The organism is Pseudomonas sp. RC4D1 (genome assembly GCF_018390395.1).
GTDB classification, from domain to species: domain Bacteria; phylum Pseudomonadota; class Gammaproteobacteria; order Pseudomonadales; family Pseudomonadaceae; genus Aquipseudomonas; species Aquipseudomonas danubii.
Window position 1 is genome coordinate 1772806 of sequence record NZ_JAHBAW010000002.1, and the last position, 14129, is coordinate 1786934.

The 14129-nt window shown below is 61.6% G+C and carries 13 protein-coding genes; 5 read left to right on the plus strand and 8 right to left on the minus strand.

Annotated features, from left to right (window positions below; all coding sequences use genetic code 11):
- Positions 1-47 precede the first annotated feature (47 nt).
- Complete coding sequence (treP, locus tag KHO49_RS23690; protein ID WP_102880797.1) at positions 48-1490, minus strand: PTS system trehalose-specific EIIBC component; 1443 nt, start codon at positions 1488-1490, stop codon at positions 48-50.
- A 230-nt stretch (positions 1491-1720) separates the two neighbouring features.
- Between treP and treR the strand changes: the two genes are divergently transcribed.
- Complete coding sequence (gene treR / locus KHO49_RS23695) at positions 1721-2425, plus strand: trehalose operon repressor (protein WP_110597127.1); 705 nt, start codon at positions 1721-1723, stop codon at positions 2423-2425.
- An 11-nt stretch (positions 2426-2436) separates the two neighbouring features.
- On the opposite strand, the gene KHO49_RS23700 is transcribed toward treR, so the two are convergent.
- The 6 genes from KHO49_RS23700 to KHO49_RS23725 all read right to left on the minus strand — a co-directional run bounded on the left by KHO49_RS23700 (position 2437) and on the right by KHO49_RS23725 (position 8285).
- Positions 2437-2958: a helix-turn-helix transcriptional regulator gene (locus KHO49_RS23700; protein ID WP_016968315.1), complete on the minus strand. Its 522-nt coding sequence runs from the start codon at positions 2956-2958 to the stop codon at positions 2437-2439.
- Between the two features lie 5 nt (positions 2959-2963).
- Positions 2964-3242, minus strand: a complete 279-nt coding sequence (locus tag KHO49_RS23705; RefSeq protein ID WP_102880799.1) for a hypothetical protein — start codon at positions 3240-3242, stop codon at positions 2964-2966.
- Positions 3243-3566: 324 nt separating this feature from the next.
- Complete coding sequence (guaA, locus tag KHO49_RS23710) at positions 3567-5144, minus strand: glutamine-hydrolyzing GMP synthase (protein ID WP_102860414.1); 1578 nt, start codon at positions 5142-5144, stop codon at positions 3567-3569.
- 104 nt (positions 5145-5248) lie between these two features.
- Complete coding sequence (gene guaB / locus KHO49_RS23715) at positions 5249-6718, minus strand: IMP dehydrogenase (protein WP_047305953.1); 1470 nt, start codon at positions 6716-6718, stop codon at positions 5249-5251.
- Between the two features lie 116 nt (positions 6719-6834).
- Positions 6835-7383: a sugar ABC transporter ATPase gene (locus KHO49_RS23720; protein ID WP_102880800.1), complete on the minus strand. Its 549-nt coding sequence runs from the start codon at positions 7381-7383 to the stop codon at positions 6835-6837.
- Positions 7384-7514: 131 nt separating this feature from the next.
- Positions 7515-8285: a sulfite exporter TauE/SafE family protein gene (locus tag KHO49_RS23725; RefSeq protein WP_110597128.1), complete on the minus strand. Its 771-nt coding sequence runs from the start codon at positions 8283-8285 to the stop codon at positions 7515-7517.
- Between the two features lie 103 nt (positions 8286-8388).
- Here KHO49_RS23725 and KHO49_RS23730 point away from each other — a divergent pair, with 103 nt between their 5' ends.
- From KHO49_RS23730 to leuA, 4 genes are all read left to right on the plus strand, one after another.
- Positions 8389-9336 carry a LysR family transcriptional regulator gene (locus tag KHO49_RS23730; RefSeq protein WP_296415997.1) on the plus strand — a complete coding sequence of 316 codons (948 nt, stop codon included), beginning with the start codon at positions 8389-8391 and terminating at the stop codon, positions 9334-9336.
- Positions 9333-10712 (plus strand): exodeoxyribonuclease VII large subunit, encoded by a 1380-nt coding sequence (gene xseA / locus KHO49_RS23735; protein WP_102860409.1) that lies wholly within the window; start codon positions 9333-9335, stop codon positions 10710-10712. Before KHO49_RS23730 ends, xseA begins: the two co-directional genes overlap by 4 nt.
- A gap of 3 nt (positions 10713-10715) precedes the next feature.
- Positions 10716-11537 (plus strand): M23 family metallopeptidase, encoded by an 822-nt coding sequence (locus KHO49_RS23740; RefSeq protein WP_110597130.1) that lies wholly within the window; start codon positions 10716-10718, stop codon positions 11535-11537.
- A 355-nt stretch (positions 11538-11892) separates the two neighbouring features.
- Positions 11893-13572, plus strand: a complete 1680-nt coding sequence (leuA, locus tag KHO49_RS23745; RefSeq protein ID WP_102880803.1) for a 2-isopropylmalate synthase — start codon at positions 11893-11895, stop codon at positions 13570-13572.
- An 88-nt stretch (positions 13573-13660) separates the two neighbouring features.
- Here the strand turns inward: leuA and KHO49_RS23750 are convergent, their stop codons facing one another.
- Positions 13661-14068, minus strand: coding sequence for a hypothetical protein (locus KHO49_RS23750; RefSeq protein ID WP_213665897.1), 408 nt, complete (start codon positions 14066-14068; stop codon positions 13661-13663).
- Positions 14069-14129 lie beyond the last annotated feature (61 nt).

Genomic DNA, 14129 nt, shown 5'->3' on the forward strand with positions numbered 1-14129 from the left:
GGAAAGTGCGAGGGCATTCGCCGGCGAGCCGGCGCCGACAAGGCCGGTCAGGCCACTCGGTAGCCGGGGCGGATGATCTTCAGGCTCAGGCCGCAGGTCAGGACGAAGGGCACCACCAGGGCGATGACCATGCCAATCACGAACGTCGGGATGTACTGGGGAATGATCGAGATGAACCCCGGCAGCCCACCGACGCCGATGGCCGAAGCTTGGACCTTGTTCAGCGAGAGAAAGATGCTGCCCAGGGCCGAGCCGATCAGCGCGGCGTAGAAGGGAAACTTGTAGCGCAGGTTGACGCCGAACATCGCCGGCTCGGTGATGCCGAAGTAGGCGGAAATCGCCGAGGTCGAGGCCATGCTACGATCACGAGCGTTGCGGCTCATGGTGAACACCGCCAGGGCTGCGCTGCCCTGTGCCAGGTTGGACATGACGATCATCGGCCAGATAAAAGTGCCGCCCTGGGTGGCGATCAGTTGCAGGTCGACGGCCAGGAACATGTGGTGCATGCCGGTGATCACCAGCGGTGCGTAGAGCAGGCCGAAGATGGCGCCCCCGAGCACAGGAGCCAGGTCGAACAGGGTGACCACGCCTTCGGTGATGAGGATTCCCAAGTGCCGGGTCACCGGCCCGATGATCGCCAGGGCCAGTACGCCGGTGACCACGATGGTGGTGATGGGTACCACCAGCAGGGTGATGGCGTTGGGCACCCGGGCGCGCAGCCATTTTTCGATCACGCTCATCACATAGGCCGCCAGCAGGATCGGCAGGATCTGCCCCTGATAGCCGACCTTCTCGATCTGGAACAGACCGAAGATGTCGAAGTACGGCAGGCTCTGGCCGTCCAGCCCAGCCACGGCCTTGCCATAGTTCCAGGCATTGAGCAGGTCCGGGTGGACCAGCATCAGCCCCAGGACAATGCCGAGGATCTCGCTGCCGCCAAAGCGCTTGGCCGCCGACCAGCCCACCAGGGCCGGCAGGAATACGAAGGAGGTGTTGGCCATCAGGTTGATCAGGCTCCAGAGCCCATCCAGCCCCGGGTACGCCTCAAGCAGGGTCTTGCCCTCGATGAACATGCCCTTGGCGCCCAGCAGGTTGTTCACCCCCATCAGCAGGCCGGCGATGATCAGGGCCGGCAGGATGGGCATGAACACATCGGAGAACACCCGCACCAGACGCTGCATGGCGTTGGTCTTTTCCGCGCCCTTCTGCTTCACGTCGGCAATGGTGGAAACCGCGAGGCCCGTCTGCTCACGCAGGGCAGCGTAGACCTTCTCTACCTCGCCAGGGCCGATCACCACCTGGAACAGGCCACCGGTGAAGAACGAACCCTTGACCAGATCGATCTGGTTGAGGGTGGCGCTGTCGACCAGGCTCGGGTCCTTGAGGGCCAGGCGCAGGCGGGTCACGCAATGGGCTGCCTGTTCGAGGTTGTCGGCGCCACCGAGGCTGTGCAGCAACTCGCTGGCGATCGTTGAATAGTCGTGGCTCATGCTTGTTCTTCCACCTGAGATTTTTGTTATTGGCAGCACGCCGAGGGGCAAATTACTCGTCTGTACGAGTTAAATCAACAACTCGTACAGACGAGTTTGAAATTTTCTTCCGGCGTGGCCCTGCCCCATGCTTTTTCCACCCGCTAAAGCATCACCAGGGCGCATGGACAAATGCCCCGTCCAGCCCTTAAGGTGCCTGCCTTGAGCACAGTCCGGCACAGAGCCATCCCATGAGCAAATACAACCAGATCTACAGCGATCTGCTTGCCAGCATCACCACCGAACGTCTTGAGCGTGGCGCCCGCCTGCCTTCGGAAAGCGAACTGATGGACAGCTACCAGGCCAGCCGCGGCACCGTGCGCAAGGCCATCGAACTGCTGCAGGAGCGCGGTTTCGCGCAGAAGATCCACGGCAAGGGCACCTTCGTGCTCTCGCCCAACCCTATTGAGTTCCAGCTGGGCGGCATCGTCAGCTTCCAGGAAACCTATCCACGCCTGGGGGATGACGTCAGCACCGAGGTGGTGGAGTTCAGCCAGTTCCCCCTGCAAGGCGCCCTGCGCAACCATCTGCAGGCGCAAGAAGGCAGCCTGATCACACGGATCAAGCGCGTGCGGCGAATCGACGGCAAGCGGGTGATTCTCGACATCAACCATTTTGTCGCCGAGCTGATTCCGGGGCTGGACCGAGAGATCGCCGAGCATTCGATCTACGCCTACATCGAACAGACCCTGCAACTGAACATCAGCTATGCCCAGCGCACCATCGAGGCCAGCCCGCGGAGCAAGGACGACCAGCAACTGCTCGACCTGGACGGCCAGAGCCATGTGATCGTGGTAAGCAACCAGACCTTTCTCCAGGACGGGCGGCAGTTCGAGTACACCGAATCTCGGCACACCCTGGACAAGTTCTACTTCTCCGACGTGGCCCGGCGCTAAGCCCTACCCCGTCAGCCCAACAGAGCCACCAGCTCACCGCTGAGGGGGCCGATGCGCTTCGACTCCTTGGCGGTGTTCACCTGCTGTGCCACCCGCGCCACCTCGATCACCGGGTGTTTGAGAGGGTAACCGCCCTTGCTGTCCAGCCAGCTCAGGACCTCCGCCAGATGCCACAGCGAGGTGCTGCCCTCATGGATCGCCAGGGGAAAACTGTCGGCGTGGCCAAGCATCAGCTTGCGCATGTTCTGCCGTGACACGCCGACGATCTCGGCGATCTCGCTGAGGCCGACAAAGTCCGGGCTGGCCTCCACCAGCCGCGCCTCGGGGATGATGCGCTTGATATCCCCCAGGGCACTGAGCAGCGCCGCTTCGGCACTCTCGGCCTCGCGACTGAACTCCAGGGCCAGGCGCCCGGCCAGACCAGTGCCGACCAGAACATCGGTGCAGCCCGCCGCACCGAGGCGCTCCACCAGTTGCAGCGGATCGCAGCCCTCCAGCGGCAGCAGATAGTTGAGGGTGAACAGGTATTCCATGGTGCTTACTCCTGACGGGCTGCCGGCGCCTTGGCCCCACGCAGCTGATTCACGGTGCAGTTGTCGATCACCCGGCATAGCGCCCGGGCGTGCTGGGTCGGGTTCTTCGGCGTACGCCAGACACTGGTGATGCAGAACTCGCCGCAGCGGCACACTTCGTTGTTGTACGGGCAGTAGATCCGCCCCCACGCATGGCCACCACCGACCTCGATTCGCCAGCCCTGCCATTCGGCGTAGCGCAGAGCCATTTCAATGTCCTTCTTGGGATGAGTTGCACGAGCCATCCATAGCCTCCAGTATCGCCAGTCATACAGGGTTGTCAACTGACAACCTTATGCAATCCGATCAAACCCGCGCCACGAACAAGCCGCAGCAAAAACAGCGGGGGGAGACCCAAGGGTAGAGAGAAGCCCGGGGCAGAGCGCCGAACATGTCTTACGTGATATTGCCGGAAGGTGAAAAAGCAGCGTTTCTAAAGGTTCTGCAACACAAATGCCGATGTGTAACGGATTCAATCTCCGCAGAAACGACAATGGCGATCGATCCCCGAAGGTCCCGATCGCCATTGGTTAAAGCCAGTGGATCAAGCGCCGATCACTCGGCCCCGATCATTCCCACTCGATCGTTGCCGGCGGCTTGCTCGACACGTCGTAAGTGACGCGGGAGATGCCTTCGATTTCGTTGATGATCCGGCCGCTGACGGTTTCCAGCAGCTCGTAAGGCAGGTGCGCCCAACGTGCGGTCATGAAGTCGATGGTTTCCACCGCGCGCAGGGCCACGACCCAGGCGTAACGACGGCCATCGCCGACCACGCCGACGGATTTCACCGGCTGGAACACGACGAATGCCTGGCTGACCTTGTGGTACCAGTCGGCCTTGCGCAGTTCTTCGATGAAGATGTGGTCAGCGCGACGCAGCAGGTCGGCGTATTCCTTCTTCACTTCACCCAGGATGCGCACACCCAGGCCCGGCCCCGGGAACGGGTGACGGTAGACCATGTCGTACGGCAGGCCCAGCTCCAGACCCAGACGGCGGACTTCGTCCTTGAACAGCTCGCGCAGCGGTTCAACCAGCTTGAGGTTCATTTCTTCCGGCAGGCCGCCCACGTTGTGGTGCGACTTGATCACGTGGGCCTTGCCGCTTTTCGCGCCAGCCGACTCGATCACGTCCGGGTAGATGGTGCCCTGGGCCAGGTACTTGATGTTTTCCAGCTTGCAGGATTCGGCATCGAACACGTCGATGAAGGTACGGCCGATGATCTTGCGCTTCTTCTCGGGGTCCGACTCGCCGGCCAGGTTGTTGAGGAACTGCTCCTCGGCGTTGGCGCGGATCACCTTGACGCCCATGTTCTCGGCGAACATGGCCATCACTTGCTCGCCTTCGTGCAGGCGCAGCAGGCCGTTGTCGACGAAAACGCAGGTCAGCTGGTCGCCGATGGCCTTGTGCAGCAGGGCCGCGACCACCGAGGAGTCGACACCGCCGGACAGGCCCAGCAGGACGTTGTCGGTGCCGACCTGGGCACGGATCTGGGCAATGGCGTCTTCGGCGATCTTCGACGGGGTCCACAGCGCTTCACAGCCGCAGATGTCGAGGATGAAGCGCGACAGGATGCGGCCGCCCTGCTTGGTGTGGGTCACTTCCGGGTGGAACTGCACGCCGTAGTAGCGCAGGTCGTCGTTGAACATGCCGGCAATCGGGCAGCTCGGGGTGCTGGCCAGGATGTGGAAATCCTTGGGCATCTTGGTGACCTTGTCACCGTGGCTCATCCACACGTCGAGACCGAACAGACCGTCGGCGTCGACGTGGTCTTCGATGCCGTCCAGCAGGCGGCTCTTGCCGACCACATCAACCCGGGCGTAACCGAATTCGCGCAGTTCGGAACCTTCGACCTTGCCGCCCATTTGCTCGGCCATGGTCTGCATGCCGTAGCAGATGCCGAAGACCGGAACGCCCAGATCGAACACCGCTTGCGGGCAGCGAGGGCTGTTGGCTTCGTGCACGGACTCGGGACCGCCGGCGAGGATGACGCCTTTGGGAGCGAATTCGCGGATCGCTTCGTCGTCCATGTCGAACGGATGCAGTTCGCAGTAGACCCCGATCTCGCGCACGCGGCGGGCGATCAATTGGGTGTACTGGGAACCGAAGTCGAGGATCAGGATGCGGTGGGCGTGAATGTCGAGGGCCATGGTCAGTCTCGTCTAATTTCAGAAACGACACGGGGCTGAAAAACACAGCCCCGGTTACTAAATTCGTCAATCGCCTCCAGGCCTGGGCCTGGAGGCGATCACTATCAACCTACGCGATAGTTTGGCGCTTCCTTGGTGATCTGCACGTCGTGGACGTGGGATTCAGCCATGCCGGCGCCGGTGATGCGGACAAACTCCGGCTTGGTGCGCATTTCTTCGATGTTGGCGCTACCGGTGTAGCCCATGGAAGAACGCAGGCCGCCCATCAGCTGATGGATGATCGCGGTCAGGGAGCCCTTGTACGGCACGCGACCTTCGATCCCTTCCGGCACCAGCTTCTCGGCACCCGCGGAGGAGTCCTGGAAGTAGCGGTCGGAAGAGCCCTGGGCCTGGGACATGGCGCCCAGGGAACCCATGCCACGGTAAGCCTTGTAGGAACGACCCTGGAACAGTTCGATCTCGCCCGGCGCCTCTTCGGTACCGGCGAACATCGAGCCCATCATCACGCAGGACGCACCGGCCACGATGGCCTTGGACAGGTCACCGGAGAAACGGATACCGCCGTCGGCGATCAGCGGAACGCCCGTGCCGACCAGTGCCGCTGCAACATTGGCGATCGCGCTGATTTGCGGCACGCCAACACCGGCAACGATGCGGGTGGTGCAAATCGAGCCAGGGCCGATACCGACCTTGACCGCGTCGGCGCCGGCTTCGGCCAGGGCCTTGGCGGCAGCGCCAGTGGCGATGTTGCCGCCGATCACCTGCACTTGCGGGAAGTTCTCTTTGACCCAGCGAACGCGATCGATCACGCCTTTGGAGTGGCCGTGGGCGGTGTCGACCACCACCACGTCGACACCGGCGTTGACCAGCGCAGCAACGCGATCGCCCGTGTCTTTGCCGGTACCGACCGCAGCGCCGACACGCAGACGACCTTGATCGTCCTTGCTGGCCAGCGGGTAGGCCTTGGCTTTTTCGATGTCGTTGACGGTCATCATGCCCTTGAGGGCAAAGGCGTCATCGACGATCAGCACGCGTTCGATACGGTGCTTGTGCAGCAGTTCGCGGACGGCGGTCTTGTCGGCGCCTTCCTTGACGGTGACCAGACGCTCTTTAGGCGTCATCACTTCGCGGACGCTGACGTCCAGACGGCTTTCGAAACGCACGTCGCGGGAAGTCACGATGCCCACCAGATCGCCGTTGTGCAGCACGGGCACACCGGAGATGTTGTGCATGTTGGTCAATTCGAGCAGGTCACGCACGGTGGCGTCGGCTTCGATGGTGATGGGGTCTTTGACCACACCGGCTTCGAAACGCTTGACCTTGCGCACTTCGGCAGCTTGCTGCTCGATGGTCATGTTCTTGTGGATGATGCCGATGCCGCCTTCCTGAGCCATGGCGATTGCCAGACGGGCTTCAGTGACGGTGTCCATGGCGGCGGAAACCAGTGGAATATTCAGCTCGATGCCACGGGTCAAACGGGTCTTTAGACTGACTTCATTAGGCAGTACTTCGGAATAACCGGGCACTAAGAGGATGTCGTCGAAGGTGAGGGCTTCTTGGCTGATACGCAGCATCGCGGGGGCTCCCGGGCGGGAAAATGGAAGCGCGCCATTATACTCAGACACCTACCCGGGCTCAATGTAAAACTCTGTCTAATATCACTGGAGTGATAGATGGAGATATCAGCGCGCTACAACTCGACCTTGACCCAACTTATCGGTTGATCCAGCCACTCGGCGAACTCGTCGATAAAACTCTGTTTGAAACCCGCTTCGGCCCAGTTGTTGAAGATAAAGCCCAAGTTGGAAAAGCCGCATTCCTGAAGAAACAGAAAGCCGTTGATGTCATCTTCATGACCGCACTCGGGACAGGTGAAGTTATCGGTGCGCCCCGGCATCCAGTCTTCCAGGCTCTCGAACAGCGCTTCACCCACTTCCTGGCGGCATTCGGCACAGCCGGCTTCTTCGAGAAAGCCCTTGGCCGGGGTATAGATGCAGCGCTTGGTGATGATCTCCAGACCATTGATCGGCTCGCCGAAGGGCAGCGCCTGCGGCCGCAGCACCACCTCCCGTGCCCCCGGCGCAATCGCATGGCCCATGCGATTGCCGGTGCGCCCGCACGTGCTCAGGGTTTCCTCGACGATGTTCTTGCGCACCAGCCAACGCACAATGGCCCGAGCCCGGGGCTCGTGCACCGGCAGGGTGGAAATTTTCGGGACGAGGATGCTTTGCGAGTTCATGGATAAGCCTGAAACGTGCGGGACAGTACGAACGCTTTCGCCGGCAAGCCGGCCCCCACCATCAATTGTAGGAGCCGGCGTGCCGGCGAACGAATTTAAAGGCCCGCAGCTTAATCCCTGAACCCCGCAGGTCAAGTGCTCAGAAAGCGCCCGATCAAGGCAACACCACTGGCCAGCACCAGCCAGGTCACCAGGCGCACAAAGGCCTCCCGGGACAACCTCATGGTCAAGCGCCGTCCCACCCATAGACCCAACGCCATCGCCGGCAACAAGCACCCGGCCAACAGCAGCAGCGGCAACTCGGCATACACCCCGGCCAGTGCGAAGAGGCTCAGACGCACCACGGTACTGCAACTGATCAACGCACTTTGAGTGGCCCGTGCCGGGTCCTTGGGCAAACGACTGTTCAGGTAAATGGCATATAAAAAGCCGCCACTACCGAACAAGGCGCCAAACATTCCTCCCACTATTCCCATCGGCACCGACCAGCCGGCCGCCAACTGAGCCGGGCGTACCTTCACCCACAAGCTGTAGATGGCATAGGCACTGATAAACAGCCCCATTAATAGAAGCAGCAGATCGGACTTGAGATTGAGCAGAAAGATCACCCCCAAGGTGCAGCCCAGCGCCATGCAGGGCAGCAGGCGCAACAGCTCCGGCTTGGCCACGTCCTTGCGCGATGGCAGCAGGTTGCCGAAGGCCGCGACAAAGTCGAGCAGCACCAACAGCGGCACGATTTTCGACAACGGCATAAACAGAATCAGGACCGGTCCCGCCACCAGCGCCGTGCCGAAACCGGCGATGCCAAACACGATGTACGCCAGCGCGATGCCCAGGCCGATCGCCAACCAACCACCCGGGCCGAAAGACCACTGGTTCAAACCTTCGATTACCACGCTCATCACTGCGACTTCCCCCAAGCGGATCAGCAATGACTTTAGCCAGCGGCGAGCCTTGCGACTAATATCATCAAAGCCTTCAACCCATCGCAAAAAGGCATGCCTTGTGATTTCAACCCGTCAATTGCGCTATTTCGTGGAAATCGCCGAATGCGGCAGCTTCAGCGCTGCGGCAGAACGCCTGTTTGTCGCCCAATCAGCCCTTAGCCGGCAGATCAAGGAACTGGAAAGCCAGCTGCAAACCCCACTTTTCCAACGCACTGCCCGCCAGCCTCGGCTGACCGCCGCCGGTGAAGCCTTCCTGCCCAAGGCACGCAACCTGCTGAGCGAACTGCACAAGGCCGCCGAGCTGGCCACCCAGGTCGGCCAGGGGCAACTGGGCACTCTGCGCCTCAGTCACTCAAGCACCGTGCCCATGAGCGGCCGTCTGCTTGGAGGCATCAGCGAGTATCTACAGGCGTGCCCCGGCGCTTCGATGGACATCGTCAAGCTGTCGTCCGAGGCGCAGTTGCAAGAACTCGCCGAAGGCCGGCTGGATGCTGGCCTGCTGCGCCTGCCGGTACTGCGCCAATGCGAGGGAGTGCAAATCGTGCCCTTGTTCAGCGAACCCCTGCTGCTGGCATTGCCGCCGCAGCATCCCCTGGCCCTTGATCCTCCGGCCCACGGGGTGGAGCTTGCACAACTGCGCAACGAAGCCTTTATCTCCATCCCCCATCCCCAGCGTGGGGGCTTGAGCTACCTGTCGGCACAGCTTTGCATGCGCCAGGGTTTCTTTCCCAAAGCGGCGCGAGTGATGTCACGCAAGACCACTCAATTGCAGTTGATCCAGGCTGGTTTCGGCGTTGCCCTGCTGCCCGAATCGATGCAGGACATCGCCCCGGCCAGCGTGCGTTTCCTGCCTCTGGCCGATAGCGATTGCCAGAGCACCGTCGCCCTCGCCTATCGGCAAGACCCCACACCGCTGGTGGCGCAGTTTGTCGAACAACTGCGCAATCATTGGCAATCGAATTGCGTTGTTCCATGGACTGACAGCCCCTTAAACTGCGCCCCATGATTAAAGATCCCTTTGCACGACTCGGCCTGGACCGCGAGGTCCTCACTGTCACCCAGCTCAACGGCCGCGCCCGGGTGCTGCTCGAGGACGTGTTCAGCAATATCTGGGTCGAAGGCGAGATCTCCAACCTCGCTCGCCCGGCTTCCGGCCATGTCTACTTCACCCTCAAGGACAGCGGCGCCCAGGTGCGTTGCGCGCTGTTCCGGCAGAACGCCGCGCGGGTCCGCCAGGCACTGAAGGACGGCCTGGCGGTCAAGGTCCGGGGCAAGGTTTCGCTGTTCGAGGGGCGCGGCGACTACCAACTGATTCTCGACACCGTGGAGCCCGCCGGTGATGGTGCCCTGCGCCTGGCCTTCGATGCACTCAAGGAAAAGCTCAGCGCCGAGGGGCTGTTCAGTGCCGAACGCAAAGTGCCGTTACCGGCCCATCCGCAACGCATCGGCATTATCAGCTCCCCCACTGGCGCGGTAATCCGCGACATCATCAGCGTGTTCCGCCGCCGTGCGCCCCAGGTGGCACTGACGCTGATCCCCACTGCCGTGCAAGGTCGCGAGGCCACGGCGCAGATCGTCCGGGCCCTGCAACTGGCCGATGCCCGAGGCTTCGATGCCTTGATCCTGGCTCGGGGCGGCGGCTCTCTGGAAGACCTCTGGTGCTTCAACGAAGAGGCGGTAGCCCGGGCGGTGGATGCCTGCGTGACGCCGATCGTCAGCGCCGTCGGCCATGAAACCGATGTCTCCATCAGCGATTTCGTCGCTGACGTACGGGCCCCCACCCCTTCCGCCGCTGCTGAACTGCTGGCACCCGACGCCAGTGACCTGCAACACCGCGTCGACAGCCTGCATCGCCGCCTGGTGATGCGCATCCGCGACCGGCTGATGCGCGACCGCTTGCGCCTCGACGGTCTGGCCCGACGCCTGCGCCATCCCGGCGAACGCCTGCGCCAGCAGGCACAACGCCTGGATGACCTGGATATGCGCATGCGCAGGGCCTTCGAGCGCAACCTCAATACCCGTCGCGAGCGCCTGATCCGCCTGGAAACCCGCCTCGGCGCCCAGCATCCAGGCCGGCAACTGGCCCTATTGCGCCAGCGCCTGGACAGCCTCGCCGAACGCCTGCCCCGAGCCATGCGCGAAGGCCTGAAAGCCCGACGCCTGCAGTTGCACAGTCAGATGCAAACCCTGCATGTGGTCAGCCCCCTGGCCACCCTGGGACGCGGCTATAGCATTCTTCTGGACGACCGCGGCCACGCCATCCGTACTGCCGCCCAGACCCGCAATGGCCAGCGCCTCACCGCCCGTCTGGGCGAAGGTGAACTGCAGGTGCGAGTCGAAGACAACCACCTGACGCCTGTCACTCTTTCTCTACTGGACTGATCCATGCCGCGCTTTCTCACTTCCCTGCTGTTGCTGTGCCTGGCCTTCAACGCCAACGCCGACAGCTACATCACTCGCCTGTTGAACAAACCCGTGCCTGGTGGCGTGGCGGTAGTGGACCTGGGCAGCGCAGCCCAGGCGCCCAAGGTCAGCTACCAGGGTAAACCTGTGCTGGTGGTGAAGGAGCAGAACAACTGGCTGGCCATTGTCGGTATCCCGTTGACGGTCAAACCAGGCACCCAGCAGATCAGCGCCGGCAACCGCAGCCTGAACTTCGTGGTGGGCAGTAAAAAATACCCCGAGCAGCACATCACCCTGAAGAACCAGCGCCAGGTCAATCCAAACCCGGCAGACCTGAAACGCATTGATGGAGAACTGGCAGAGCAACTCCGTGCCTATCGCAGTTTCAGCCCCAACACCCCGAGCAACCTGCTGCTGGACAAGCCAGTGAACGGGCCGCTGTCGAGCAAGTTCGGGGTGCGCCGGTTCTTCAACGGCGAGGAGCGCAATCCCCACGCCGGCCTGGACTTCGCAGTGCCGGCAGGCACACCGATCAAGACTCCGGCAGCCGGCAAGGTGATCCTGACCGGCAACTACTTTTTCAATGGCAACACGGTGTTCGTCGACCACGGCCAGGGCTTTATCAGCATGTTCTGCCACATGTCGAAGATTGACGTGAAGGTGGGTCAGTCCCTGGCTCGCGGGGCAGTGGTGGGCAAGGTGGGTTCGACCGGACGCGCTACCGGCCCGCACATGCACTGGAATATCAGCCTGAACGATGCCCGGGTCGATCCGGCAATATTCATCGGGGCGTTTCAGCCCTGATCCCGAGCCCTGATCGCCGGCAGCCGGCTCCCTTGAGAATTGCGCAGCCCATCATGACTGCGCAATCGTTAGTATTCTTTCAAAGAATAGCCGGCATAAAATCTCGATATAGATTCGATTTCGAGTATTCCTCTCAATTTTTTTCGACTGCTTGCCATCTCTCACCTCAGTGGTTAGGGTTGAGCACATGAAAACCTCTCACACCCTCATTCAGCGTCGTCAACACCGGAGCCTCTGCCTCGTCAGCGCACGACTGCCAGGCTGAATCGCGGTGCCTCATCCCCCTGCGTCAACACTGCACTCTTGACTCACCGGTAGGCCGCCTCTTTTCGGCCCGGACCATAAGGATTTCTCCATGACCATGCTCAAAGACCCCTCCTCCAAGTACCGCGCGTTCCCGACCATCAACTTGCCGGACCGCACCTGGCCGTCGAAGACCATCACCCGCGCGCCGATCTGGTGCAGCTCGGACTTGCGTGATGGCAACCAGTCGCTGATCGAGCCGATGGATGCGGTCAAGAAGCTGCGTTTCTGGAAGACCCTGGTGGCCGTTGGCGTAAAAGAGATCGAGGCTTCGTTCCCTGCCGCCTCGCAAACCGACTTCGACTTCGTGCGCACCCTGATCGAAGGCGGCCACATCCCGGACGACACCACCATCCAGGTGCTGACCCAGGCCCGTGAAGACCTGATCGCCCGCACCTTCGAATCCTTGCGTGGTGCCAAGAAAGCCATCGTCCACCTGTACAACGCCACCAGCCCTTCGTTCCGCCGCATTGTCTTCAACCAGGACAAGGCCGGTGTGAAAGAAATCGCGGTGAACGCGGCCAAGCTGTTCGTCAAATACGCCGCCCAGCAGCCGGAAACCCAATGGCAGTTCGAATACTCGCCAGAAACCTTCAGCGCCACCGAACTGGAGTTCGCCAAGGAAGTCTGCGACGCCGTGGTGGAAGTCTGGAACGCGACGCCGACCAACAAGGTGATCCTCAACCTGCCGGCCACTGTTGAAGTGGCGACACCCAATATCTATGCCGACCAGATCGAGTGGTTCTGCCGCCACATCAACCGTCGTGACAGCGTGCTCATCAGCCTGCACACCCACAACGACCGTGGCACTGGCGTAGCCGCCACCGAGTTGGGCCTGATGGCGGGCGCCGACCGTGTCGAAGGCTGCCTGTTCGGCAACGGCGAACGTACCGGCAACGTCGATCTGGTCACCGTGGCCTTGAACCTCTACACCCAGGGTGTGAACCCGGAACTGGACTTCTCCGACATCGACGGCGTACGCAAAGTCGTGGAAGAGTGCAACCAGATTGCCGTGCATCCGCGCCATCCTTATGTCGGCGACCTGGTGCACACCGCCTTCTCCGGCTCCCACCAGGACGCGATCCGCAAGGGCTTCGCCCAGCAGAAAGCCGATGGCTTGTGGGAAGTGCCGTACTTGCCGATCGATCCGGCCGACATCGGTCGCAGCTACGAGGCGGTCATCCGCGTCAACAGTCAGTCGGGCAAAGGCGGTATCGCCTACCTGCTGGAACAGGAGTACGGCATCAGCTTGCCGCGCCGCATGCAGATCGAGTTCAGCCAGGTGGTGCAACGTGAAACCGACCGCCTGGGTCTGGAGATGACCGCCCAGCAAATCCACGCGCTGTTGCACAGCGAATACTTGCAGGCCAACACCCCGTACGCGCTGGTCAGCCATCGCCTGCAGGAAGAAAACGGCCACAGCGCTGTGGAAGTGGAAGTGTCGAGCAAGGGCCAGGGCGAAACCAACCTGAGCTGGCGCGGCAAGGGCAATGGCGCCCTGGAGGCCCTGGTGGCCGGCCTGCCGATTCCTGTAGAGATCATGGACTACAACGAACACGCCATTGGTGCGGGCACCAACGCCAAGGCTGCGGCCTACATCGAACTGCGGGTCAACGGTGAGCGTGCGGTCCACGGTGTTGGTATCGACGAAAACATCACCACTGCCAGCTTCAAGGCGCTGTTCAGTGCACTGAACCGCTCCCTGAGCGAGCAGGAAGCCAAGGCCGCTTAAGCAGCCCTGATAAAAAAGGCCCCGGGGAGTTCTGCTCCTCGGGGCCTTTTTGTATGTGGCATTAAGCTAACAACTGGAGATGTGTGCCTCAGGCATGCACATCGACGCTGAACATGGCCTGCAACAAGGCCGCCTGCAACACTTGCAAGGTGCTGTTGGTCACGGCGATCTGGGTCTGGATCTCCATCACTTGCTGGACTTTCTGCTCATCGCTGGCCTGGCCCTTCTCGACACTAGCCAGTTGCGCCTGCTGTTGTGTCAGGATCTTCTGGGTCTGTTCGATCTGCTTCTGCAACTGCTCGACCGGATCGCCGGCGCCTTTCACGGCATCGATACTGGCATCCGCGGAGTTGACTCGCAGTTCCTTGTCTTCGGCGTCCTTGCTTTCAGCCACCGGCGCCAGTGGGCTGGTGCTGGTGTCTTCGCCTTCACCCGTCACCGCTTTCGGCGCGGACAGCGGGTAAGGATTGACGACATTGGCATTGATGGTGGTCATGAGTGATTCCTCCTGAATGCCCGTCCTATCGGCTTTCATCCCTGAAGCTTGATATCGGCAA